The following is a 24,932-nucleotide window of genomic DNA, read 5'->3' as shown; positions in this document are numbered from 1 at the left end:
ACTCTTCGTACGGAAGGAGGCCACGGCCCTGGTAGTCAGCACCCTCAGCCGCCCACCGGGAACCCACTTTGGTGCCGCTGGCCGGCCCGGCAAACCACGAGCTACGAGCCCGGTGCCCCGGAGCCCGGACGGCCCCGGCCAGGCAGCCGGCGGGCCGCTCCGCTAGTCGGCGGGGAAGTTGCGGAACAGCAAATTCGGACTGAATGCACCTGTTGCAGCAGATGGATTCTCCGGCGCCGCGCTTCCCCGCCCTGCCGCGGGCCCACCCCCACCCCGCCAGATTTACTTTCTTCGGCTCTTCCTCTGTCCTTCCTGTTTCCTATGCGCCAGCCTGCGGTTACCCTCCAGATTCCTTCGCCCTGCGCCGAGCCGTGGCAGGCCATGACGCCCCAGGGCGCGGGCCGGCACTGCGCCAGCTGCCAGAAAGTGGTCATCGACTTTGCCCGGAAATCGGACGCCGAAATCCTGGCCATTCTGAGTAAGTCGGCATCAGGCACTACCTGCGGCCGGTTTACGGCCACTCAGCTCAACCGAACGCTGCGTCAGCCCGAAGTCGGCCGCGCCGGCTGGTGGTCGACGGCCGTAGCCGCCACGGTGGCGCTGCTGCTGGGACGGAGCGGGGCCGCGCCCGAGGCCCGGGCCCAGGCCCCGGCAAAACAGCACCCCAGCTTCGGGCGCCACTCCCCGGAGCCGGAGTTCTGGCAGGCGGCCAGGCCTGCCCTGGTGGCTGTGGTGCCGGGTGCGCCTACGGAGGCGGTGGTAGCTGATACTGCTATGCCGGCCCAGGTCCACGGGCAGGTGGTAGACCAGCAAACCGGGGAAGGAGTGCCCGGCGTAACGGTGCTGCTGCAAGGCACCACGCATGGCGTTTCCACCGGCGCCGACGGCCGCTTTCAGCTCCCGGTGTTGCTGGCTGATAAGCACCGCTCTATCCAAGTTACCTCCATTGGCTATCTGACAACCGTCGTTTCCCAGCCCCTCACCAACCAGCCGCTGCGGGTTGTCTTAGCGACAGATAACCGCATGCTGGGCGAAGTGGTCGTCTCAGGGGGCATTTTCTATTCCCCGATTTACACGCCCCGCGGCCTGTGGAGCCGGGTGCGCAGCATTCCGTACCGCGTGGCTTACCTGTTCCGCTAGGTCCGAGCTGGCCGGCCCGGTCCGCCGAAACAACTTTTTCCGGGTTAGCGCTTGTTATCTACCAATCCTTTTTGACCTTTGACCCGTTCTAAGTCTGAACTCACGATGCGTACCACCCCGGCCCAGTATTACGTTAGCTACTACTTTTTCTACGCCAGCGCGTAGAACCGAGGCCGTGTGTTTAGCATCCTAAGCATACTTCGAAAGAGCCTCTCGCACCCCGGGAGGCTCTTTTTTTATTCCGTTGCCCCAGCTACCATGTCCGCTCAGCACTGCTTTTATTACGGGTTTACCTACCGCTTCTACCCGAAGCCGCGGATGCCCTATTGCCTGGCCTGACCAACCCTCAGGAACCCCCAGCCAACGACCAGGGCCCCGCACACGGAGGCCCTTTTTTATTGCCTTTTTCTCTTTCCCAACCATGACCTCATCCGTCGCCATTCAGGGTTTTGCCGGCAGCTTCCACGACGTGGCAGCCCGCCACTACTTCGGCCCCGCCACGGCCACCGCACCCTGCGCTACCTTCGGCGAGGTGGTGCGGCGGGTAGCCGACGGCACGGCCGGGCACGGGCTGATGGCCATTGAAAACTCCATTGCCGGCAGCATTCTGCCCAACTACACGCTGCTGCGCAACGCCGGCCTGCGCGTCGCCGGCGAGGTGTACCTGCACATCCGCCAGCACCTGCTGGTGCTGCCCGGCCAGCCGCTGGCCGCCATCCGGGAGGTGCACTCCCACCCCATGGCCCTGCTGCAGTGCGCCGACTTTCTCGGTCAGCACCCCTGGCGGCTGGTCGAGACGGAAGACACGGCCCTGAGCGCCCGGCGCATCCGGGAAGGGCAACTGACGGGCGTTGCCGCCGTGGCCGGGGCCCGGGCCGCCGAGCTGTACGACCTGGAAATTCTGACTCCCGACATTCACGCCGAGCCGAAAAACTACACCCGCTTCCTGGTGCTGGCCCGGCCCGCAGACACTCCGGAAGCAGCCCGGCCCGACAAAGCCTCGCTGTGCTTCCACACGGCCCACGCCCAGGGCAGCCTGGCCCGGGTGCTGGTTTGCATTGCCGAGCAGGGCATCAACCTCTCCAAGCTGCAGTCGTGCCCCCAGCCGGGCAGCACCTGGCACTACTCCTTTCACGCCGACCTCGAATTTGATGATCCCGCCCGGCTCGACGCGGCCCTGCGCGCCATCGAACCCCTGACGGAAAATGTGCAGGTGCTGGGCCGCTACCGCCGGGGCGCCACGCACTGAAAAACAACGAACCTCCTCTGGCCGCCGCTGACGGAAGCAGCAGCCCCCCTCGAAAACGCTATCAACCCATGAACATTCCCGTAGCCAGCCGCCTGCAGCACACCAGCGAGTACTACTTCTCCCGGAAGCTGCGCGAAATCGACGCGCTGAACCAGACCGGCGCCCCGGTTATCAACCTGGGCATCGGCAGCCCCGACCTGCCGCCCCACCCCAGCGTGGTAGCGGCCCTGACCACCGCGGCCCAGCGGCCCGACACCCACGCCTACCAGAACTACAAGGGCGTGCCCGCCCTGCGCCAGGCTATGGCCGCCTGGTACCAGCGCCAATACGGCGTGACGCTGGATGCCGACTCGGAAGTGCTGCCCCTGCTGGGCTCCAAGGAAGGCATCATGCACGTGAGCATGACGTTTCTGGAAGCCGGCGACGAGGTGCTGCTGCCCAACCCCGGCTACCCCGCCTACCGTGCCGCCGCCCAGCTCAGCGGTGCCACGCCCGTCGACTATGACCTGACGGCGGCCAATAACTGGCTGCCCGACCTCGATGCCCTGGCCCAGCAGGACCTGAGCCGGGTGAAGCTGATGTGGGTCAACTACCCCCACATGCCCACCGGCACCGCCGCCGATCCGGCGTTCTTCGCCCGGCTGGTGGCCTTTGCCACCGCCCACAACATCCTGCTGGTCCACGACAACCCGTACAGCTTCATTCTCAACCACGACGCGCCGCAGAGTCTGCTGGCAGTGCCGGGAGCCCGGGAAGTGGCGCTGGAGCTGAACTCGCTGAGCAAGTCGCACAACCTGGCGGGCTGGCGCGTGGGCATGCTGGCGGGCCGCGCCGACCTGCTGCAGGAAGTGCTGCGCTTCAAGAGCAACCTCGACTCGGGCATGTTTCTGCCCGTGCAGCTGGCCGCCGTGGCCGCGCTGGCGCTGGACGACACCTGGTACGCCGGACTGAATGCCCACTACCAGGCCCGGCGGGAGCTGGTATTCGCCTTGCTCGACGCCCTCGGCTGCCCGTACGAGCCCAACCAGGTGGGCCTGTTCGTGTGGGCGGCCCTGCCGGCCGGCTACGCCGACGGCTACGCCCTGAGCGACGAGCTGCTGCGCGCGGCCCGGGTGTTTATCACGCCCGGCGGCATCTTCGGCTCCAATGGCAACAGCTTCATCCGGGTGAGTCTGTGCCAGACCACGTCGGTGCTGGAAGCTGCGCTGGGGCGCATTCGCGCGGTGCAGCCGCAACCTTCTTTTCCGTCTTCGGCCCGATGAAAACAGTAACGATAATAGGACTGGGCCTGATTGGCGGCTCCCTGGCCATCAGCCTGCAAGAGCAGGGCCTCGTCACGCACCGCATCGGCGTGGACCTGAGCGCCGAGAACCGGCAGCAGGCCCTGGCGCTGGGCCTCGTGGATGAAGCCAGCGCCGACCTGGCCGCCGCCGTGCGCCGCGCCGACCTGGTGGTGGTGGCCGTACCCATGGATGCCATGCTCACGGTGCTGCCCCAGGTGCTCGATGCGGTAGACCACCAGGTGGTTATCGACGTGGGCTCCACCAAATCCATGCTGCTGGCGGCGGTGGCGGGCCACCCGCGGCGGGGCCGGTTCGTGGCCGTGCACCCCATGGCCGGTACCGAGTTTTCGGGCCCGGCAGCAGCAGTAGCGGGGTTGTTCGACGACAAGACGCTGGTAATCTGCGACGCCGCGCAGAGTGATGCCGACGCGGTGGCAACGGTGGAGCAGCTCTTTACCCGGCTCAACATGCGCATCGAATACCTCGACGCCGCCGCCCACGACCTGCACACGGCCTACGTGTCGCACATTTCCCACATCACTTCCTTTGCCCTGGCCCTGACGGTGCTGAAAAAGGAAAAGGAGGAGCAGCAGATTTTCGCCCTGGCCAGCGGCGGCTTCGCCTCCACGGTGCGCCTGGCCAAAAGCTCACCCGCCATGTGGGTGCCCATCTTCCGCCAGAACCGCGTGAACGTGCTCGACGTGCTCGATGAGCACATCCAGCAGCTCCAGCACCTGCGCCAGCTCATTGATGCCGACGATGCCGCCGCCCTGCACCAGCAGATCGAGCAGGCCAACCTGATCAGTAAAATCCTGAAGTGAGACTGGCCTGAACCAAACAAAAAGAACGTTATGCTGAGCGAAGTCGAAGCATCTCGCGTGCTTCGTTGAGTTACCGTTGCAACGAAGCGGGCGAGATGCTTCGACTTCCTCAGCATGGCAGACGAATTTTTCCAACCAACCCCAAAACCTCAAACCCAACCCATATCATGCAATCCGCCCTTTTCAACCGCCAGCCCGACGACAAGCCCTACCTGATTGCCGGGCCCTGCTCGGCCGAAACCGAGGAGCAGGTCCTCGATACCTGCCAGCGCCTGGCTGCTACCGGCAAGGTGCAGGCCCTGCGCGCCGGCATCTGGAAACCCCGCACCAAGCCCGGCGGCTTCGAGGGCGTGGGCACCAAGGGCCTGCCCTGGCTGAAGAAAGCCAGCGAGCTGACCGGCCTGCCCATTGCCGTGGAAGTGGCCACCGCCAAGCACGTGGAAGACTGCCTGGCCTTTGGCGTCGATATTCTGTGGGTGGGTGCGCGCACCACCGGCAACCCGTTTTCGGTGCAGGAAATTGCCAACGTGCTGCGCGGCGTGCAGGTACCGGTGCTGGTCAAGAACCCCATTCACCCCGAGCTGGAGCTGTGGGTGGGCGCCGTGGAGCGCCTGCAAAAGGCCGGCCTGGAGCAGGTGGGCCTCATTCACCGCGGCTTCAGCTCTTACGGCAACACCGACTTCCGCAACGCGCCCATGTGGCACCTGCCCATCGAGATGAAACGCCGCCACCCCGATATGCCCATGCTCTGCGACCCCAGCCACATCTGCGGCCGCCGCGACACGCTGTTTGCCGTGGCCCAGCAGGCCCTGAACCTGGGCTTCGAAGGCAACATGATTGAAAGCCACCAGAACCCCGACGCGGCCTGGAGCGACGCCAAGCAGCAAATCACGCCCGAGGTGCTCCACGACCTGATCGAAGGCCTGGTATGGCGCCACGTCACCACCGACCAGCGCGAGTTCCTCACCGCCCTGGCCGGCCTGCGCGAGCAGATCAACCAGATCGACGCCGAAATCATCCAGTTGCTGGGCCGGCGCATGGGCGTGGCCGAGAAGATCGGGCAGTACAAGAAGGAAAATGACATCACCATTCTGCAAACCAGCCGCTGGAACCAGGTGCTGGAGCAGGCCCAGCGCCAGGGCAGCTCCGTGGGCCTCACCCCCGGGTTCGTGGAGCAGTACCTGGCGGCCGTGCACCTGGAGTCCATTGGCCGCCAGAACCAGGTGCTGGAAGGATAATACGACAAAGACCCCGCACCAAGCGGTGCGGGGTCTGGTTGTTCGTAGCTAGCGCAGCGGTTACTTGATCTGAATCTGTTCCCGATTCAGCACTCTAGTGCCGTCCAGCGTATGCAGGAAGTAAATACCAGGCTGCAACTCCCGGGTGTCTAGCTGCAACGTGGTGCCGGTTAGCTGTCCGGTCAGCCGCTCACGGCTATAGGCATCGTAGAGACGAATAGTCAGGGCGCCGGCGCCGATAGTCTGGCGTTGCACGGTTAGGGTTTCGTGGGCCGGGTTTGGGTAAGCCATTACGACGACAGGCGCAGTGACAGTGCCTCTGACGGCACAAGAACGCCCCGGAGGCAGATTGGGCGAGCTTACAAACGCACGGCCATTCACCCGGCTAGTGCAGCTACTGGCCGAAGCAACAGCCGAAGTGCCACCGGCCCTGGCATCTACCTCAATCTCTGCCAAACCATCATACTGGTGATTCACCACGTTGTTGATCGACCACTCAAAATCAGTGTTGGTGCCGATGGCCTGAGCAATAAAAGTCAGGGGAATACCAGGGCAGGCGGTAGTAGCGGAGGCGGTAACCTGAATGCGACCCGTGCCAATGGCTACTTGTAGCGGCTGCGAATCTCTGGTAAGGCAGCCATTTCCCAACTGCGCCGTGATGGTAATAACTCCGGAACCGGTACCAGTTGGCGTAACCGTCAGCGTAGGGGAGCCGCCTGTGGTGCTGCTGGTGGTAACGAGCCCGGCTGGTGATACCGTCCAGCCCGTCACCGAGCCGAAAGGAGGCGTGATAACATAAGTGCCTGCCGCCGTTCCCGAGCAGATAACATTCGGGCCGTTGATAGGAACCAGCGGATATGGATTACACTGGGAGGTGCAGTTCAAAACCGTGTTGCTACGACCTTCCAGCTCGTTGAACATCCACTGCCCGTTGCGGTCCGTGAAAATGGTGTGGGGCTGGTTGTAATACAAGCGGTTGAAGGTGGTGAAACTTTCCTGGGCAATAAATTTGTCAACCTGCGGCGTGCTGTTGGCTCCGTAGATGTAAGCATTTTGCAGGCTGTTCTGGTCGAGTACGGAAGCATCGAGGCCGCTGGCGGTGGGAAGAAAGCTAAACGACTCCACGACGTTCACGTTCAGCGATGCCTCGACGAAGGGCAGCCAGCTGCCGCCGAAACGTTTCAAGAAGCCGCCGGGCACCCCCGATACCGGCTCGGTTCCGCCCGGCACGCCGTCCCAGGCCAGCAAGCCGCTGGGGCAGGTATAGGACCGCTGGAAAAGATTACGGGTAATGTCCACAAGACCAAAGAACATGCGCAGCCGCTGCTTCAGCACCATGTAGGCAACTCGGCTAGACTGTCCGCCGGCCGGCAGGGCATTCACGATAACCTCCGTTTCGTAGCTCACGCGACTGATCCAAGGCAGCGGGGAAACGAACAACCGGCCATTGACCCGAATCATCTCCGCGTAGGGGGCAAACAGCCCTACACCGCATTGCGAGCCTTGGCTAACCGCTACCGTTCGGTAAGCGGGAGTCAGCGAGCCCCCGGTAAACGTAATCATCGGGCGGTATACGCCGTCGAGGAAGGTGTTGGCCTGAAAACCGCCGAAGGCATCGGTAGCACGATGCACCAGCAGCTGGCGGGTAGCCGGCTCATCGAGCAACAGGTTGCCTTCGCGCAATTCGTCGCTGGCATCGGCGGTCGAGAACGGGCCGATATTGAACACGGCCTGCCGGGTTAAAGCCTGAATGCCTAGCGGCACGTTGGCCCCGCGTTGTGGACTATCATGTAGCAGCAGCAAGCGGGTGTGCGAGTTGCGGCTGGCTTTGGTCATTTCTGCCAGCTTATAACGGGCAATGAGTCCGCCCATTGAAACACCCATCACGGCATTATGCTGACCCGCCGCAATGCCGCCTACCTTGTTGCTGTTCACGTAGTTCACCACTTCCTCAAACACCATCGCATTGCGCAACAAGTCATCAGTGCCGTTCTTGAAGTCAATGAACACAATATCGTACTGGCCCAGGTTGTCTAGGTCGCTGCCGAAGTTGTAGTTGCCGGGGGTGCTGATTTCCTGTAAAAACTGCGTAATCGAGTAATTTTCCTTTTGAATGGACGGCGCGACATGATGCTTGTCGTATCCTTCCACTACAATCAGGGGCTTCGTCAGCTGCGTATGGTTGCCCCCGTAGCGGATGGAAACCGTGGCGCCCGAGTGCACCCCAGGTACCGCCGGAAAATTGACGTTGGGTACCGGTGTAGTGTAGCGGCAGTTGGTACAGGCGACGTTGGCCTGGGCCACTTCCATATCGAAGTGGCTTTCGTAATAAATGGTAGTTTTAAAGAAAGTCGAAAGCCGATAGCCCGCCCGCACCTTAATACGCTTGGTGCCCGCAGTCGCGTAGCTGGCTGCAACCGGCTGGCCAAAAGTGGTTGTCACGTAGCCGCGGCCATCACCGAAGTCAACGCCCAGCGTCGAAGGAGACGCTCCTGCACTCTGAATGAATAGGTCCTGCTGAAATACAAACGATACTGTTCCCGAAGCCGAGTAGTTGGTGGCGGGCGCGGCGGCAAATACCACCCGCTGCTCATACGGACTGGCTGTGCGGCCGGGCACGTCGTACGCCTGACCGTTTTGCAGTGAGAGCAGGTTTGCGCTGAAAGCGTCTGCACGAATGGCAGCGTAGCCGATACGCTGCACCATCAGCGGGATGGTGGTGCCGGCCGTTGCTACGGCCGCACTTACCCGGCTGTTGAGCGTCTGGAGCGTAGGCAATGGGTTGGTGCCATAGATGTTGGCTGTGTAGGCCGTGCCGTACAACGCCCGGAAGCCGTTGGGGGTAGTACGGCTGCTATCGGTCAGAGTGCCGTTAAACACGTCGAGCGGCACCAAGGGAATGGCATAGTCGCTTAAAAAGCCGGTCGGAATCTGGCTTTTGTCGAGCGGGGCCAACACGTAGGCTTGATCCTGCTGATCAACCTGTTGCATCGGCACACTGAAGACTGCCGGGTTCTGGGCCTGCACCTGGCCCATACTGGCCAGAAACAGCGCTAAAATCAAGTACTTTTTTTTCATGGTTATTTACTTAAATGGGTTTCGTTGGCATCTATAAAATTGGTTTTCCCAGCCTTTCAGCACACACATGATTATGCAACCAGTGTTTTTTCAGGCCATGGCAAAAAATTTCTATTTTTCGCAGTTAGCTCCGGAGTAATAGCTCACGAGCATAAGGCTCCCGGCTGTCAGCGCCGTAAAGAGCTTCACTCCAAAGTATTGTAAACCAATAAAAACACTTCCACCAACTGCATATTCCCCACCAGATCAGCAGGAAGCTGACTGTGCGCATTTAGCTGAGCAGGCATTTTTCACCTTTATCGATGATTATTTCCTGCAGCAATAATCGTCACCACCTGAATTGCAAAAAACATTTATACACCAATCGGTTTTTTAGCAGGACCAACCCTTTTTACCCCCGCTTTTTTAAAGGTAGCGGTGCCGGGGGGCGCCGGATCTGCCCGGGGCACCGGCGGTTGGCCGTCCGCGCCAATTGGCCGTACTTAGCCCCATGCTCTTCTATACCGTTATGAAGCCCGTGGTGCAGGTGGCGCTGCGCGTGTTCTTCCGCCGCCTCGAAATCCGCCACCGCGAGCGGCTCGACCTGCCGGGCCCGCTGCTGCTGGTATCCAACCACCCCAACACCCTGATGGACCCGCTGGTGGTGGCGGCCAACCGGCGCGCGCCCATTTCCTTTCTGGCCAAGAGCACGTTTTTCAAAAACCCCGTGTCGAAGGCCATCTTCACCTCCGGCAACTGCATCCCGATCTACCGCCGGCAGGATGCTGAAAGCGGCGACGCCGGCGTGACGCCCGAGGAGCTGGCCCAGCGCAACGAGGCCGCCTTCGGCCAGTGCTACGACCACTTCGACCGGGGCGGCGTCATCCAGATTTTTCCCGAGGGCACCAGCGTGAGTGAGCGGCGCCTGCGGCCCCTGAAAACCGGGGCGGCCCGCATCTGCCTCGGCGCCGAGGCCCGGCACGACTTCACCCTGGGCGTGCGCATCCTGCCCATCGGCATCAACTACTTCGACCCCAGCCGCTTCCGCTCCGACGTGTTCGTAAACATCGGCCAGCCCATCCGGGTGGCCGACTACGCCCAGGCCTACCACTCCGACCCGGACGCCGCGGCCGACGCGCTGACCGAGGAAATCCGGCGGCGGCTGGAGCAGCGCCTCATTATCACCCGCGACGCGGCCGAGGACGAGCTGGTGCTGCAGATCGAGCGCACCTTCGGCGAGCATCTGGTACCCGACGACGAGGAAACGCTCTACGACAACTTCCTGCTCAGCCGCACCCTGCTGGATGCCGTGCCCTACTTCGAAAAGCACGCCCCCGCCCGCCTCACCGAGCTGCGCGACAAGCTCAGCACTTACCTGCTCGACCTGGACCGCCTGCGCCTCACCGACGAAGCCCTGGCAGCCAGCAAGGGCCGGGGGCAGCGCTGGGCGCGGGCCACGGTGTCGGGCCTCAAGCTGGGGCTGGGCCTGCCGCTGTACCTGTACGGGCTGCTCAACAACTACCTTCCCTACATCCTGCCCTCCCTGATTGCCCGGCGCGCCACCAAGGATCTGGAGTTTGTGGCGCCCATTATGATGGTCACGGGCATTATCACGTTTGGGCTGAGCTACGCCGTGCAGATCGGGCTGGTGCACCACTTCACCCGGCACTGGGCCTGGACGACGGCCTACGCGCTGAGCCTGCCGCTGTCCGGCTTTTACGCGCTCAGCTACTGGACCGGCCTGCAAACCCGCCTGCGCCGCCTGCGGGCATTGCAGCTGTTTCGCACCGAGCGGCCGGCCATGGAAGGCCTGATGCGCCAGCGCCAGCACATTCTGCGTCTGCTCAGCGAGTCGCGCGAGGCTTACCTGGCGGCTACGGCCGTGCCGGCGGGGTAAGCCCGGCAACGCATCTGCCCGGGGTGGCCGCAGGCAGGCGCTCGGAAAGGCAACCAGCCCTTTACCATCCGCTGGTAAAGGGCTGGTTGCGTTACGCTACGGAGCGGCCGCGGCAGGCTGACCAGCCGGTTTCGGGCCCGAGGTAGCTTATCGGTTCAGGGCGGCTTAGAAATCCGCCTTCACCCCGATGGCCAGGGTCAGGATCTGGCCGAAGCTCAGGCCCTGGGTGTTGGTGAGGTAGCTGTGCAGGTACAGGTCGTTGGAGCCCAGCTCGTAGAAGAGCGACACGGCCTTGGGCGCAGCCCCGTTCCGGGCGGGGCGCAGGTACGACACCCGGCTGCCGGCCAGCGGCCCGTAGCGGGTGTCGGTCGAAAACCAGTAGTAGTCGGCGGTGTACTGCCCGCGCTCCTCATCGTTGAGGGTGCCGTGGGTATAGCTGAAATAGCCGCCCACGGTCAGCGGCTTCAGCTGCCACTGCTCGGCCAGGCGCACGGTGAAGGGCGAGTACATCAGCTTGGCCGAGGCCAACGACAGCGTGGAGCCCGCAAAGCGCTTGGGCACGTAGCCCAGCAGAATATCCGTTTCCACCTTGTTATTGAGGTAAGCGTAGCCGGCCCCGGCGGCTATCATGCCGATGCCGCCGCCGGTTTGCAGTATCAGGTGGCGCGGGCGGTACCAGGGGTGGGTGGGCGCATCGGTGGGCTTGGCCGGCGCCGAATCCGGCTCCGAGGCGTGGGCGGCGGGGGCCAGCAGCAGGGCGGCCGTGGCGCAGAGGATGGTCAGGGGCCGCATGGCTAGAACTTCACTTGTTTAACGCGGAACTGCTTGTCGCCCCACACCGACACAATCATGTAGCGGCGCTCCGAAAACGCGTCGGAGTTGACGTACCACACCCCGTCGTTGAAGGGCTGGGTGATGCTGGAGCTGTGGCGGTGCCCGTTCATCTCAAACACCAGCCGGGGTGCCTCCCGCAGGGCGGCAGCATAGGCGGCGCTCAGGGCGGGGTCGAAGTCCGGGTCCTGCGGGGGCACGTGCGAAATCACGACTTCGCGGCGGGCACCGCCCAGGTCGCTGAGCTGCTGCTTCAGCCACGAAATATCGGGCGTGCGGCCGTTGAAGTTGGCCTCGCGGCCGTTGGTATCCACCATGATAAATTTGGTGTCGCCGTACTGGAAGGAGTAGTTCAGGGGCCCGAAGAGGTGCTGGTAGGCCTCGCGGCCGTTGCCCACCGAGTCGTGGTTGCCGATGACGGTCACGTAGGGCACTTTCAGCGTGCGCAGCTTCTCATCCACCCAGCGCATCTCGCGGGCAAAGCCGAAGTCGGAGATGTCGCCGGCCACGACCAGAAACCGGATGCCGGCCTGCTGGTTGACGCTGGCCACGAGGTCGTCGGCCTCGTCGTAAAAGCGCTGGGAGTCGCCGGTAAACACGAAGCGCAGCGTGTCGCCGGCGGGCAGGGGCTGCTGGCGCAGGCGCTCCAGGTTTTTGGCCGTCAGGTCGGTTTGATTTTCCGGCGAGCGGAAATCATTGGGGCTGAATTCGAGCAGCTCGCAGCCGCCCAGGGCAAGGGCAGCCACGGCGGCAAGCAGAGGAATCCGGGGTCGGAAGCGTAAAGGGTTCAACATCACGGGGCACTAAAAGGCAGGTGGGCCATCCTTTCACCAGGATGGTTTCGGCGCTATATACTCGCCGGGGGGGTAGGGTGTTTTTTGCCAAAGCTCCGGAAAAAGTGCCGGCGGGGCTACTGTTTCTGCCCAAAACTGCCTTACCGGCCCATAAACCCACGATTCGGCGCCGGCCGGGAACCTGTTTTATTTCTGAGTTTCCTAACCAAACCACGGGGCAGCAGCGGTCAGCATTGCCCGACAGTAGCCCGCCGGCCCCTACTCGTCGAGGTACTGGTGCACGAACTTGATAGCCATGCTGCCTTCGCCCACGGCGGAAGCGACCCGGGCCATGGCGCCGGCGCGGCTGTCGCCGGCGGCAAAGATGCCGGGCACGCAGGTTTCGAGCAGGTAGGGCTCCCGGTCACGCTTCCAGGCGGTGGCGTAGCGCGGGTCCGTCATCAGGTCGCGGCCGGTGAGCAGGTAGCCTTTGCCGTCGCAGAGCACCGTGTTGCACACCCACTCGGTGCTGGGCCGGGCGCCGATGAACACGAACAGCGCCCGGGCCGGCCGCACCTCGGGCTGCCCGCGCACCTCCAGCACCACTTCCTGCAGGTGGTCCTGCCCGCGCACTTCCCGCACCTGCGAGAAGGGCAGAATCTCAATGTTCGGCGTCTGGGCAATCTGCTCGATCAGGTAAGCCGACATGGACGCCGCCAGCGACTCGCCGCGGATGACGATGCACACCCGCCGGGCATACGAGGCCAGGTACATGGCGGCCTGCCCGGCCGAGTTGCCGCCGCCCACGATGTACACGTCCTGCTGGTCGCAGGAGCGGGCCTCGGTGCGGGCGGCCCCGTAATACACGCCCGCGCCGGTAAGCTGGTCGATGCCGGGCACTTCGAGGGTGCGGTAGCTGACGCCGGTGGTGAGCACCACGGCCCGGGTCTTCACCTCGGTGCCGTTGCTCAGCGTGAGCACTTTGTAGCCGTCCTGCACGCACAGGTCCGTTACTTCCTCGGGCAGAAACTCGGCGCCCAGACGCACGGCCTGGGTCCAGGCCCGGTGGGCCAGCTCGGCGCCGCTCAGGCCGGTGGGAAAGCCCAGGTAGTTTTCGATGCGGGAGCTGGTGCCGGCCTGCCCGCCCGGCGCCTGCCGCTCAATAATGAGCGTCTTGAGTCCTTCGGAAGCCCCGTACACGGCCGAGGCCAGCCCGGAAGGCCCGGCGCCGACCACCACCACGTCGTACAGCGCCTGGGAAGGCTGCGAGGGCAGGCCCATCTTCTCGACCAGGGCCGCGCGGCCGGGCCGCGCCAGCACCGTGCCGTCGGCGCTGATGGCCACGGGCAGGTCGGCAGACGTGAAGGCCGTGGTAGCCAGCAGCAGTCGGGCCTCGGGGTTGGTTTCGTAGTCCAGCCACTGAAACGCCACCATGTAGCCGGCCAGGAAGTCTTTCAGGTCGTGGGAAAGTGGTGACCATTGGAAGCCGATGACCCGCACGCCCTGGAAGCGGGGCCGGTACTGGGCCTGCCAGGCCGCCAGCAGATCGTGCAGCGTGGGGTACAGCAGCTCCTGGGGCGGGTCCCAGGGCTTGAGCAGGTAATGGTCGAGGCGGGCATTGTTGATGGCCCGGATGGCGGCCTCGGTATCGGCGTAGGCCGTGAGCAGCACGCGCTTGGCGTCGGGGTAAATGGCGCGGGCCTGCTCGAGCAGCTCCACGCCTTCCATGCCGGGCATGCGCTGGTCGGCCAGGATCAGGGCCAGGGGCTCCTCGCGCCGCTTCAGCTCCCGCAGCGTGTCGAGGGCCTCGGCGCCGGAGGAGGCGCGCAGCACCCGGTAGTCGCGGCGAAACTCGCTGCGCAGGTCCCGGTCGATGGCGCCCAGCACCTGCAGATCATCATCGACGGCGAGGAGGACGGGTTTCTTTTCCATGGTTCAGAGGCAGTTAGGCAGCAGGGGCCGGCTTGGTTTAATACAAATTTCAGAAGCTCTCCGAAGCGGTTCCGGCAGGGCAGCTGCGAGAAGGCACAGAGAAGGTACTCCGAACTCCCCCCGAAAGGACCGTATCGGGAAATTACAATAATCCGGGTGGCAGGCAGAGGGAAAGAGCGGTTCCGGGTAGGGCCGCGTTTCTGCGGTCAAAAGAGGCCGGTTCTTCGCGCTACGGCCGCCAGATGAAGGATGACAGACGATTTGCGTGGGGTTGGCATTGCCGGGCAGAGCCGAAGGCGAAGCATCTCGCGGGCTGACGGATGAATGGTAATCGTACGTCAGCCCGCGAGATTCCTCGCCTCCGCGGCGCGGCGCTCGGCATGACGTTCGGCTGCTTCACTCACCCACTCACCGGCAGCCAGGCGCAGAACTCGGTGTAGCCGGGCCGGGACTGCACTTCGAGGCGGCCGCCGTGGTCGCGGATGATGCGCTGGGCAATGTCGAGGCCCAGGCCGGTGCCGTCGCCGGCCTGCTTGGTGGTGTAGAAGGGCTCGAAGATGCGCGGCAGCACGCTGGCCGGGATGCCGGCGCCGTTGTCGATGACGAATACGCGCACGAACTCCCCCTCGTGGCAGGTGCGCAGCATAATTTCACCCCCCGGCGGCAGGGCGTCGATGGCGTTGTCGAGCAGGTTGGTCCACACCTGGTTGAGGCTGCTGACCTGACCGCGGACGGGCGGCAGATCCGGGGCGTAGTCGCGGGTGAGGCGGATGTTTTTCTCGCGCAGCTGAAAGCCCAGCATGTTCACGGTGCTGTCGAGGCCGGCGGGCACGTCGAGGGGGGCGTAGTCGCCGCCGCGGTCCATGTGGGAGTAGGTTTTCACGTTGCTCACCAGCTGGCTGATGCGGCCGCCGGCTTCCTGCACGTCCCGGATCAGGTGGAGGGTGGTGAGCTGGCCTTCGAGCCAGGCAAAGGCGGACGGCCGGGCAGCCGGGGGCAGCAGCCCGGCCACGGCGGCCAGCTGGTCCTGCCGGAGACCGGCCTCCAGCAGGCCCGCGGCCAGGCAGTAGCCGTCGGGTACGCCCTGCTCTTCGAGCCAGGTGGCCAGCTCGTCTTCCCGGTCGGCACCCTCCAGGGCCGACAAGGTGCGGGCGGGCGACTCGCCGGGGACGGCCAGCGCCGTGAGGGCCTGCATGGCTGCGGGCGTGGGGCAGTGGCCGACCAGCTCGGCAAACAGGGCGGGCTTGGCCCGGGCGCGGGCGGCCAGGGCTTCGGCGGCGCGGGCAATGGCGGCGGCGGGGTTGTTGAGTTCGTGGGCCAGCCCGGCCGAGAGCTTGCCCAGGGCCCGCAGCTTCTCGTCGCGCTCCTGCCCGCGGGCCTCGTCGCGGGCCCGGTCGCTCATCAGGGCCACCAGCCGCTGCACCAGCTCGGGGCTGGCCTGCTCCAGCGCCGGAAACTGGTCGCGGTGCAGCAGGTAGAGCAGCGTGTCGCCGGTGGCCACGCCCAGGCCGCCGATGACGCGCAGGCGGGAGTAGGGCAGCACCCCGCTGATCTGGCCCGCGCCCACCCGGAAGCGCGGCTCGCGGCTGCCGTTCCGGACCGTAAAAAACTGGATGCCGCCCTGCAGCACGGCCATCATGACCTCGGCCGCGTCGCCGGGCTGGGCGACGGTCTCGCCGTCGGACACGGCCCGGGGCTGGCCGTGGGTGAGCAGCCAGGTAAGGGTTTCGGGCGGCAGGTTCTGGAAGGTGGGAATGACCAGCAAATCGTCGGCAGTGAGGGCAGCAGGCATGGGCTACGAAGGTTTGGTCGGCGGAAATATAAGGGAAAGCCGCCGGGGAGGGAAGAGCTTGAGCGGGCCTGCTAAGGCAGCAGCTTATCAAGGCCGGCAAAGTTGGGTTTGGGCGCCAGGTTTTAGGCGTAGCTTTGGTAAACAGTATTCACTCAATCTACCTGTTATGGTTACATTCTTTACTCGCCTTGTTTTGTCGGCGGCTTTACTGGCGGGCTTAAGCAGCCCCACCCTGCTTCAGGCCCAGGCCCTGGACCCCACGTTCCAGCCCACGGTGCTGAAGACCCCACTGGCTCCGGGCATACAGCTGTCAGTAAACGCGCTGGCCGTGCAGCCCGACGGCAAGGTACTGGCCGCGGGCGGCTTCGACTTCGTCAACGGCAACCTGACGGGCAAGCTTCAGCGTTTTAACGTCGACGGCACGACAGACGCAACATTCAACGTGGGCGGCACGGGCGCAAATGCCTTTCTGTCGGCCGTGCTGTTGCAGCCCGATGGCAAAATTCTGGTGGGCGGTGGCTTCACTACGTTCAACGGCCAGCCTCGCAGCATGGTGGTCCGGCTTAACCCTGATGGCTCCCTCGACAACAGCTTCACGTTTGGCTCTTCGGCTTCCGTGCGGCAAATTACCCGCCTAGCCCTCCAGTCCGACGGAAAAATACTGGTGGCCAGCGGCCCAAGCCTGCAAAGAACGCCCGAAACCGGGGGCGTAGTCCGGCTCAATGCCGATGGCAGCGTTGATTCTTCCTTTAGTGTTGGTACCGGCAACACCCAGGGCACCACCATCTCCGTCTTGCTGGTGCAGGCCGATGGCAAAATTCTGGTGGGTGGCTCTTTTGTTCAGTTCAATGGCCAGGCGTGTATCGGTCTAGTTCGCCTGACCAGCAGCGGAGCAATCGATCCGGACTTTATGGTGACTAACACTAACTATGTCGGGTCTATTTTTTCGGCGGCAGCGCAGCAACCCGATGGCAAGCTGCTGGTGGGTGGCAGCTTCACCCAGCTCAACGGGCAGCCGGCTCCCTTTATCGCCCGGCTACTGGCTGATGGCACCTCGGACAATACCTTCCAACCTACCCCTGGCCCCAACAACTCAGTGCGTAACATTGTGCTGGAGCCCAATGGCAACATCCTGATTGCCGGTTCTTTCAACCAGGTAAGTGGCGTAAGTCGGGGCCGAATAGCCCGCCTGACGCCCAACGGCAGCCTGGACCCAGCCTTTGCTACCGGCACCGGCATTGGTAGTAGTTCCAATGCTTTGGCGCTAACCCCAGCCGGGCAGGTACTGCTGGCTGGCGGCTTCACCCAGTATAACGGAGTTTCTTACGGCGGGCTGGTACGGCTGAATGCTGTTACCGGTCAGCCTGACGCGACTTTTGCTCCCGTGATTGAGGCCCGGGGCATTATAACGCGTAGTCTGCCGCTTTCCAATGGGCAATTGCTGGTCAGCGGCAACTTCACTCAGTTTAACGGCGCAGCGGTACCCGGCAGCAGCAACTCCGTACGGCGCATCAACGCTGACGGCAGCCTGGATGGCAGCTTCACCACTCCGGCGGCCGGCACCTTGCAGGCTGTACAGTCTAATGGCAGCTTTTATGTATTCACTGGCCCTACTCCCGGCTTAGTCCTGCGACGGTATCTGGCCGATGGCACCCTGGACAACAGCTTTACCGCCCAGACCTTTGGGGTCGGCTCGCCGTCCGTCGGCCCCTTGATTCTTCAGGGGGTAGTAGCGCTGCCCAACGGGCAGTTATTCGTGCACGGACTCTTTATCAGCTACGGCAGCCGCACGGGCCTCAGTGGCCTGATACGACTCAATGCCGATGGCACCCCCGACAACGCCTTTGTGCCGGCCACTGCCCCGGCCGACCGGCGCGTACTGCAGGTGCTTACACAGCCTGGCGGCAAGCTGGTAGTGGTAGCTGATGTTGTGAACACCTTTGTAACCACTGTAAGTCGCCTAAACGCCAACGGCAGTGCCGACAACAGCTTTTCTGTCGGCACCGCCGCTGGTACCGGCGCCAACTACGCCGTTCTGCTGCAGCCCGACGGCCGCCTGCTGGTTAGCGGTGCCTTCACCAGCTTTAACGGGCAGGCCACGCCCTACGGCCTAACCCGCCTGACGGCAGACGGTGCAGCAGACCCCACGTATTCAGGCCTTGCAGGATTTTATTCACCGCGACTGGTGCAGCCTGATGGCCACCTGCTGGCTACTACTGGCAACTCCGCGTTTACCAACGCTGCTTCCGCCCTCGTGCGCCTAAATACCGATGGCAGCCTGGACGCCAGCTTCAACCCTGTCGCGACTCCTCTGAGCATCTTTACCGGCGACGATGCAATAACGGGCGTGGTCCTGCAGCCTACCGACGGCAAGATTCTGCTCTTCGGCTCCTTCCGCTACATTGCCGGGCAGGTGCGCATCGGCCTGGCCCGTCTTACCAACGTCGGTGTGCTGGCGACCCGCGGGGCTACGGCCACCCGGCCGCTGACGCTGTACCCGAACCCGGCCCACCAAGTGGCCCACCTGCAGCTGCCAGCCGAGGCCGAGGCCCGACCCGCCCTGCTGGTAGACGGGCAGGGCTGCATTGTCCGGCAGTGGACCATCCCGGCCCGGCAGGCCGAAGCCACGGTCAACCTGGAAGCCGTGCCGGCGGGCGTGTACCTGCTGCGCGTGCAGGGCGCCGCGGCCGTGTACCAGCAGCGCCTGGTGGTGACCCACTAACGTAGCGAGCTGCGAAAAAAGCCGGTTCTTCGCGGGAAGGGCCGGCTTTTTTTGGGCCGTCACCCCGGAATTTGTCGACTTACGGGCAACTTTTCGGGCTGCCCCCGCCTTATCTTCTTTTGCCCCGAACCCACCCTATGGCCAAGCTCAAGACCTTATATTTCTGCCAGAACTGCGGCGCCCAGTCGGCCAAGTGGATTGGCCGCTGCCCCAGCTGCAGCGAGTGGAACACCTACGTGGAGGAAGTTATTCAGAAGGACGACACCAAGGCCGCCGGCTCCTGGAAGCCGCCGACCACCGGCCCCGGCGCCAAAACCGTCAGCAAGCCGCGCGTCATCGGTGAAATCCACTACGAGGAAGAGTCCCGCTTCGACACCAACGACGGGGAGCTGAACCGGGTGCTGGGCGGCGGCCTGGTGCCGGGCTCGCTGGTGCTCATTGGCGGCGAACCGGGCATCGGCAAAAGTACGCTCATGCTGCAGATTGCCATGAGCCTCAAGCAGATGAAGGTGCTCTACATTTCGGGCGAGGAAAGCGAGCAGCAGATCAAGATGCGGGCCGAGCGGCTCGGCCCCCAGCACCCGCAGTGCTACATCCTGACCGAAACCAACACCCAGAACATCTTCAAGCAGATCGACCAGCTCCAGCCCAACGTGGTCATCGTGGACTCCATCCAGACCCTGCACTCGGGACTGGTGGAGTCGGGCGCCGGGTCGGTGAGCCAGGTGCGCGAGTGCACCGCCGAGCTGCTCAAGTTTGCCAAGGAAACCGGCGTGCCGGTGCTGCTCATCGGCCACATCACCAAGGACGGCTCCATTGCCGGCCCCAAGATCCTGGAGCACATGGTCGACACGGTCCTGCAGTTTGAGGGCGACCGGCACCTGAGCTACCGGATTCTGCGCACCACCAAGAACCGCTTCGGCTCCACCTCCGAGCTGGGCATCTACGAGATGCAGGGCACGGGGCTGCGGCAGGTGAGCAACCCCTCCGAAATCCTGCTCAGCCAGCGCACCGAGAGCCTGAGCGGCATGGCCATCGGGGCCACGCTGGAAGGCAACCGCCCGCTGCTGGTGGAAGTGCAGGCCCTGGTGACGCCCGCCACCTACGGCACGCCCCAGCGCTCGGCCACGGGCTTCGACGCCAAGCGCCTGAACATGCTGCTGGCCGTGCTCGAAAAAAGAAGCGGCCTGCGCCTGGGCCAGCACGACGTGTTTCTCAACATTGCCGGCGGCCTGCGTCTCGACGACCCGGCCCTGGACATTGCCGTGTGCGCGGCCGTGGTGTCGTCGCTGAACGATTTGCCGATTCCGGGCAACGTGTGCCTGGCGGCGGAGGTCGGGCTGAGCGGCGAAATCCGGGCCGTGAGCCGGCTCGACCAGCGGCTGAGCGAAGCCGAGAAGCTGGGCTTCAGCGAAATGTACATCTCCCAGTTCAACGCCCGCGGCCTCGACCTGGCCCGCTACGGCATCCGGGCCCAGCCGGTAGGCCGCCTGGACGAGGTGCTGAGCGGCTTGTTCGGATAGAACTTAAAGATGATTGGATAGGAGCATAAATCAAGCCTCCGCCCCCGGCTCCTCCCGTGGGCGGAGGCTTTTTGCGGGCCCCAAATCTCCCCCCAACGCATTCTAAGTCACAGTTTAGGCGCGGGTTACGAAAAAAGCCAAAATATGGATTGGTCAATCTAAACCTGAATCCTGTATCTTCGGTATAGGAGTTGGCTTTTCCCACGAATGCCCCGCGGCTTGCCGGCCGTCGGAAGCAGGGTAAAAAGGCCCTCCGCCTGCGTACTGACCGACTTTTCTTCTGATGGCATATTCACTTCGTATTCCGGGCGCGGGCCTGCTGATGGCCACTCTGCTGGCAGCTACCCCACTGGTCAGCCGCGCGCAGGGCACGGTAACCCTAATGGGCAAAGTCAGCGGCAAGACGGCTGATTCGGTGGCCGTTTCCATCCGGGAAAACCTGCTTGACCCCAAGGAGCAGACCACTTACGCCGCCGTCAACGACCGGGGAGAGTTCCGGCTGGCCGTGCAGGTCAGCGGCCCCACCCGCGCCGACTTAGTGTACGACGACGATGTGGCGGACCTGTTTCTGGAGCCCGGCATGGCCCTGGAGGTTAAGTTCAAGGGCAACGACCTGGCGGCCACCATCCGCTACAAGGGCAAGGGCGCCGAGCCCAACACCTACCTGGCCGAGGTCGACGAGCGGTTCACCGAAATTGATGGCTTTCAGGTGCTGCCCGAAAACATCATGTTCTACGAAACCGGCTTCCTGCACTTCCTCGACTACCGCCGCAAGGAGCAGCTTAAGTTCTACGACAACACCATCGACCAGGAACACTACTCGCAGGCTTTCCGCGACTACATCAAGGCCGAAATCGACTACAGCTACGCCAACGACCGGCTGACCTACCAGGACCTGCGCGAGCAGGTGGTGGCCACTGAAGGCCGCCTGAAAATGTCGCCGACCTACTACGACTTCCTCAAAGACCAGGCCCTGATCAACAATCCGGCGGCCATCCGCAGCGAGCTGTACCAGGAGTTTCTGCTCAACCACGTCCACTACCTGGCTACTTCCAGCGGCCATCTGCGCTCCGAACCCAACTTTTACCAGGTATGCTACGACCTGGCCAAAAGCCAGCTCACGGGTCCGACCCGCCCCATCGTGATGGGTCGGGTGCTCAAGGAGTCGTTCCGGTTTGGCCACGTAAAGCAGTCGGCTGCCATGCTGGCCGACTTCCGCGCCGCCGACCCCAAAGGCGAGTACTACCCGTTGCTGGCCCAGGACTTCGAAACCCACAAGGCCTTTGCCATCGGGGCCCTGGCGCCCAACTTCCACCTGGTCACGGCCAAAGGCGACTCGGTTTCGCTGCAGAGCTTCCGCGGCAAGCTGGTGTACATCAACTTCTGGCGCACCACCAGCGGCCTGGCCCTGCGCGACCTGCCCTACGCGGCCGAGCTGATCAAGAAGTTTGACGGCAAGAACATTGTGTTTCTGAACGTGGCCCTCGATGAGAACGAGCCCGCCTGGAAGCAGCTGGTTATCGGCAAGAAGCTGCCGGGCGTGCACGTGCGGGCCGCGGGTGGCATGCGCTCCGCCATGGCCAAGGCCTACGCCATCCAGGATGTGCCCGCCTACTTTCTGCTGGCCGAAGACGGCACGTTCCTGAATACCAAGCCCAAGCGCCTGAGCAGCCGCGCGGCCGTCGATGAAATCAAGGAGTCGTTTGGCAAGGCCAGCACCTACAGCAGCACGCTGCCGGCGGCCAACGAGCGGAAGTAGCCGCCAGCCCCTGCTCCTGCCCCGACAGGCGCCGCCCAGAGCTTCTGGCCGGCGCCTGTTTATTTTTAAGCCCCTGGCGGGCAGCCGCTACCGGTGGCGGGCCAAACTCTTTTTCCGACCGTCGGGTTACGGAGCGCACTTCGCCGCCTATTGCCGACCTTTGCTCCCGCATGGCTTCTCTCCTGACCGACGGTCTGAACTTCGTTTCCAAGCTTACGCCGCGCCGCGCCCTGAATGCGGCGCAGGTGGTGGGCAGCTACGCGCTGAGCAAGGCCACCGGCAAAGCCCGCCACTGGGGCCTGCCGCTGGCCCTGAGCTTCGAGCCTACCACCAGCTGCAACCTGCGCTGCCCGGAGTGCCCCAGCGGGCTGCGCTCCTTTACCCGCCCCACCGGCATGCTGCCCGACGAGCTGTTCAAGCGCACCATCGACGAGCTGCACCAGCGGCTGTGGTACCTGATTTTCTACTTCCAGGGGGAGCCCTACCTCCACCCCAACTTCCTGGACCTGGTGCAGTACGCGGCCGGCAAGGGCATCTACACCGCCACCAGCACCAACGCCCACTACCTCAACGACCACAACGCCCGCCGCACCGTGGAGTCGGGCCTCGACCGGCTGATTATTTCCCTCGACGGCACCACCCAGGAAGTATACCAGCAGTACCGCGTGGGCGGCAAGCTGGACAAGGTGCTGGAAGGCACCCGCAACATTGTGAAGTGGCGCAAGGAGCTCAGGTCCAGCACGCCCCGCATCATCTTTCAGTTTCTGGTAGTGCGGCCCAACGAGCACCAGATTGAGGATGCCAGAGTGCTGGCCCGGGAGCTGGGCGTCGACGACGTGTGGTTTAAAACCGCCCAGATCTACGACTACCAGCAGGGCTCCCCGCTTATCCCGACCATCGACTACTACTCGCGCTACGAAAACAACAACGGCACCTGGAGCCTCAAAAACAAGCTGCTGGACCACTGCTGGAAAATGTGGCACAGCTGCGTGATTACCTGGGACGGGCTGGTGGTGCCCTGCTGCTTCGACAAGGACGCCGAGTACCGGCAGGGCGACCTGAAAACCGAAACCTTCCGCCAGCTCTGGCACGGCCCCAAGTACCGCACCTTCCGCGCCTCCCTGCTCAAGGGCCGCGACCAGATCGATATGTGCCGCAACTGCACCGAGGGCACCAAGGTGTGGGGGTGATATTTAATTGCTAATGAATAAGCAGTAAGTAAGAATTGGCTGCCCCGGCATCCGGTTTACGGACATCAGAGCAGCCAATTCTTACTTACTGGTTCCTAATCAGGCGCAGCCTACTTGTGGGCTTTCGTCAGGTTCTTGCCCAGGTCGTCTACTTTTTTCAGGAACTCATCGGTTTCAGCATCGGCGTAGGTGCCGAAGGCGTTGGAAATGGTGCCGCGCACGCCGTCGGCGCACTCGATGGCGTAGAGAATGGACATGTCGTCCGGGTCACTTTCGCCCTCGAAGCGGTAGAAGTCGACGATGGTGACTTCTTCGGCCCCGTAGCTCTTGGGAGAAGCGGTGCTGATGGTTTGCAGGCGCCCGTCGCAGACGTTGAAGTCCTGGGTGAAGCCGTCGGCCGAGAGCTTGTTTTCAACGTTGATCAGCGAGCGTTCCTCTTCTTTGTCTTGCATCGGAGTAGTGGTTTCGGTTGGGGGAGAGCTAAGGTCGGCAGGAGCCCAAAACAAGGCCCCCGTACCGGCTATACGCAGCCGGTACGGGGGCAGGTTGTACGAAGTTGAGCCCGTAGCGAAACCTACTGAGCGCCAGCGCGGGCGGCGGCCGTTTCGATGGTGCGCTGCAGCCGGTCCACGTCGATGGTGCCGCAGCCGCCACCGCAGCCCTTGGCGCACCCGGAAGCCGTTTTGACGAAGAAAGCCCGCCAGAAGATGCGCCCGACGTAGAACGTCGCCGCCAGAAACAGCAGGCCGATGATGAGGTATTGGAAGAGCATAGCAAGGGCAAAACTACGGCTCGCGGGGAAAAGTTTGACAGTAACGCGAAGTTCCACTTCGCGAATCGTTGAACGTCAATTGCTGCCCGACAATCGTTATACCCGGCGCGGATGCCCGCGAAGTGAAACTTCGCGTTACTGCCAGAACTTGCCAATCAGCCCCTGCATCTCTTCGTGCAGCCGCCCGTTGGAGGCCAGCACCTCCCGCCCGAAGATCGGGTCGCCCTCGTGCAGGAACTGGGAAACGTGGCCGCCGGCTTCGCGCACCAGCAGGATGCCGGCGGCCACGTCGTAGGAGTTGATGTTGAACTCGAAGTAGCCGTCGAAGCGGCCGGCGGCGGTCCAGGCCAGATCCACGGCGGCGGAGCCCACGCGACGGATGCCGTTGGTGCCGCGCATAAACTCCTTCAGGATGCCCAGGTAGGCCTCGACGCGGTGGAAGTTGCTGTAGGGAAACCCCGTGGCAATCAGCGCCTGATTCAGCGTCGGCGTGGCCGACACGCGGATGGGCTGGTCGTTGCAGAACGCCCCGCCCCCGCGCACGGCCCGGAAGCACTCGTCCAGGTTCACCTCGTACACCACCCCGACGACCAGCTCCGGACCTTCCAGCAGCGCCACGCTCACCGAGTAGCAGGGCAGGCCGTGGATGAAGTTGGTGGTGCCGTCGAGCGGGTCGATAATCCAGGTCAGGGCGGTGCCGGCGCTGGTGGCCTGGCTGTCGGCGCCGGTGGTGCCTTCCTCGGTGATGAAGCCGGCCTGGGGCAGCAGCTCCCGCAGCCCGCTCACGATGAGGCGCTCCGCCTCCTGATCCACGTACGACACCATGTCGTGCAGGCCCTTGTGCTCGATGCGGCCGCGGTCGAAGGTGGCCGCTTCCTGGCGGATAAACTGGCCGGCCCGGCGGGCCACGTCGGCCACCTGGAAACTAAGGGCGGTGTAGTCGGTCATGTTTT

General features: G+C 63.7%; 18 protein-coding genes. 10 read left to right on the top strand and 8 right to left on the bottom strand.

Annotated features, from left to right (window positions below; all coding sequences use genetic code 11):
* Window positions 1-321: 321 nt before the first annotated feature.
* The 5 genes from ABD842_RS11635 (at window position 322) to ABD842_RS11615 (ending at window position 5,731) form a co-directional block, all read left to right on the top strand.
* On the top strand, window positions 322-1,140 hold the full coding sequence (locus ABD842_RS11635; protein WP_345113779.1) for a carboxypeptidase-like regulatory domain-containing protein: 819 nt from the start codon (window positions 322-324) through the stop codon (window positions 1,138-1,140).
* A gap of 421 nt (window positions 1,141-1,561) precedes the next feature.
* Complete coding sequence (locus ABD842_RS11630) at window positions 1,562-2,389, top strand: prephenate dehydratase (protein ID WP_345113776.1); 828 nt, start codon at window positions 1,562-1,564, stop codon at window positions 2,387-2,389.
* Window positions 2,390-2,457: 68 nt separating this feature from the next.
* Window positions 2,458-3,651 (top strand): pyridoxal phosphate-dependent aminotransferase, encoded by a 1,194-nt coding sequence (locus ABD842_RS11625; protein WP_345113773.1) that lies wholly within the window; start codon window positions 2,458-2,460, stop codon window positions 3,649-3,651.
* Entirely contained in the window at window positions 3,648-4,493 is an 846-nt protein-coding gene (locus ABD842_RS11620) for a prephenate dehydrogenase (protein WP_345113770.1), read from the top strand. The genes ABD842_RS11625 and ABD842_RS11620 overlap by 4 nt, the downstream gene beginning before the upstream one ends.
* Before the next feature lie 167 nt (window positions 4,494-4,660).
* On the top strand, window positions 4,661-5,731 hold the full coding sequence (locus tag ABD842_RS11615) for a chorismate mutase (protein WP_345113768.1): 1,071 nt from the start codon (window positions 4,661-4,663) through the stop codon (window positions 5,729-5,731).
* Window positions 5,732-5,791: 60 nt separating this feature from the next.
* Here the strand turns inward: ABD842_RS11615 and ABD842_RS11610 are convergent, their stop codons facing one another.
* Window positions 5,792-8,809: a T9SS type A sorting domain-containing protein gene (locus tag ABD842_RS11610; protein WP_345113766.1), complete on the bottom strand. Its 3,018-nt coding sequence runs from the start codon at window positions 8,807-8,809 to the stop codon at window positions 5,792-5,794.
* Between the two features lie 490 nt (window positions 8,810-9,299).
* On the opposite strand from ABD842_RS11610, the gene ABD842_RS11605 reads away from it, so the two are divergent.
* Window positions 9,300-10,685: a lysophospholipid acyltransferase family protein gene (locus ABD842_RS11605; protein ID WP_345113763.1), complete on the top strand. Its 1,386-nt coding sequence runs from the start codon at window positions 9,300-9,302 to the stop codon at window positions 10,683-10,685.
* A gap of 165 nt (window positions 10,686-10,850) precedes the next feature.
* Here the strand turns inward: ABD842_RS11605 and ABD842_RS11600 are convergent, their stop codons facing one another.
* The 4 genes from ABD842_RS11600 to ABD842_RS11585 form a co-directional block, all read right to left on the bottom strand.
* The gene (locus tag ABD842_RS11600; protein WP_345113760.1) at window positions 10,851-11,477 is read right to left on the bottom strand and encodes a hypothetical protein; all 627 of its coding nucleotides are present in this window, start codon (window positions 11,475-11,477) and stop codon (window positions 10,851-10,853) included.
* A 2-nt stretch (window positions 11,478-11,479) separates the two neighbouring features.
* On the bottom strand, window positions 11,480-12,262 hold the full coding sequence (locus ABD842_RS11595; RefSeq protein ID WP_345113757.1) for a metallophosphoesterase family protein: 783 nt from the start codon (window positions 12,260-12,262) through the stop codon (window positions 11,480-11,482).
* Between the two features lie 306 nt (window positions 12,263-12,568).
* Window positions 12,569-14,221 (bottom strand): NAD(P)/FAD-dependent oxidoreductase, encoded by a 1,653-nt coding sequence (locus ABD842_RS11590; protein ID WP_345113755.1) that lies wholly within the window; start codon window positions 14,219-14,221, stop codon window positions 12,569-12,571.
* Window positions 14,222-14,621: 400 nt separating this feature from the next.
* Complete coding sequence (locus tag ABD842_RS11585; protein WP_345113752.1) at window positions 14,622-16,013, bottom strand: sensor histidine kinase; 1,392 nt, start codon at window positions 16,011-16,013, stop codon at window positions 14,622-14,624.
* A 166-nt stretch (window positions 16,014-16,179) separates the two neighbouring features.
* Between ABD842_RS11585 and ABD842_RS11580 the strand changes: the two genes are divergently transcribed.
* The 4 genes from ABD842_RS11580 to ABD842_RS11565 all read left to right on the top strand — a co-directional run bounded on the left by ABD842_RS11580 (window position 16,180) and on the right by ABD842_RS11565 (window position 23,207).
* Complete coding sequence (locus ABD842_RS11580) at window positions 16,180-18,735, top strand: T9SS type A sorting domain-containing protein (protein ID WP_345113749.1); 2,556 nt, start codon at window positions 16,180-16,182, stop codon at window positions 18,733-18,735.
* Window positions 18,736-18,872: 137 nt separating this feature from the next.
* Entirely contained in the window at window positions 18,873-20,258 is a 1,386-nt protein-coding gene (radA, locus tag ABD842_RS11575; protein WP_345113746.1) for a DNA repair protein RadA, read from the top strand.
* Between the two features lie 283 nt (window positions 20,259-20,541).
* Complete coding sequence (locus ABD842_RS11570; RefSeq protein ID WP_345113744.1) at window positions 20,542-22,017, top strand: TlpA family protein disulfide reductase; 1,476 nt, start codon at window positions 20,542-20,544, stop codon at window positions 22,015-22,017.
* Between the two features lie 170 nt (window positions 22,018-22,187).
* A complete protein-coding gene (locus tag ABD842_RS11565; RefSeq protein WP_345113742.1) occupies window positions 22,188-23,207 on the top strand; it encodes an SPASM domain-containing protein in 1,020 nt (339 codons plus the stop codon).
* 110 nt (window positions 23,208-23,317) lie between these two features.
* Here ABD842_RS11565 and ABD842_RS11560 read toward each other — a convergent pair whose 3' ends face one another.
* The 3 genes from ABD842_RS11560 to ABD842_RS11550 all read right to left on the bottom strand — a co-directional run bounded on the left by ABD842_RS11560 (window position 23,318) and on the right by ABD842_RS11550 (window position 24,927).
* Window positions 23,318-23,659: a hypothetical protein gene (locus ABD842_RS11560; RefSeq protein WP_345113740.1), complete on the bottom strand. Its 342-nt coding sequence runs from the start codon at window positions 23,657-23,659 to the stop codon at window positions 23,318-23,320.
* Between the two features lie 122 nt (window positions 23,660-23,781).
* The gene (locus tag ABD842_RS11555) at window positions 23,782-23,979 is read right to left on the bottom strand and encodes a FeoB-associated Cys-rich membrane protein (RefSeq protein WP_345113737.1); all 198 of its coding nucleotides are present in this window, start codon (window positions 23,977-23,979) and stop codon (window positions 23,782-23,784) included.
* Between the two features lie 135 nt (window positions 23,980-24,114).
* Window positions 24,115-24,927, bottom strand: a complete 813-nt coding sequence (locus ABD842_RS11550; protein ID WP_345113734.1) for an inositol monophosphatase family protein — start codon at window positions 24,925-24,927, stop codon at window positions 24,115-24,117.
* Window positions 24,928-24,932: the final 5 nt, after the last annotated feature.

It is taken from the genome of Hymenobacter algoricola, from assembly GCF_039539525.1.
GTDB classification, from domain to species: domain Bacteria; phylum Bacteroidota; class Bacteroidia; order Cytophagales; family Hymenobacteraceae; genus Hymenobacter; species Hymenobacter algoricola.
Note: the sequence above shows the minus strand (reverse complement) of the source record. Positions and strands in the feature narration are given on the sequence as shown.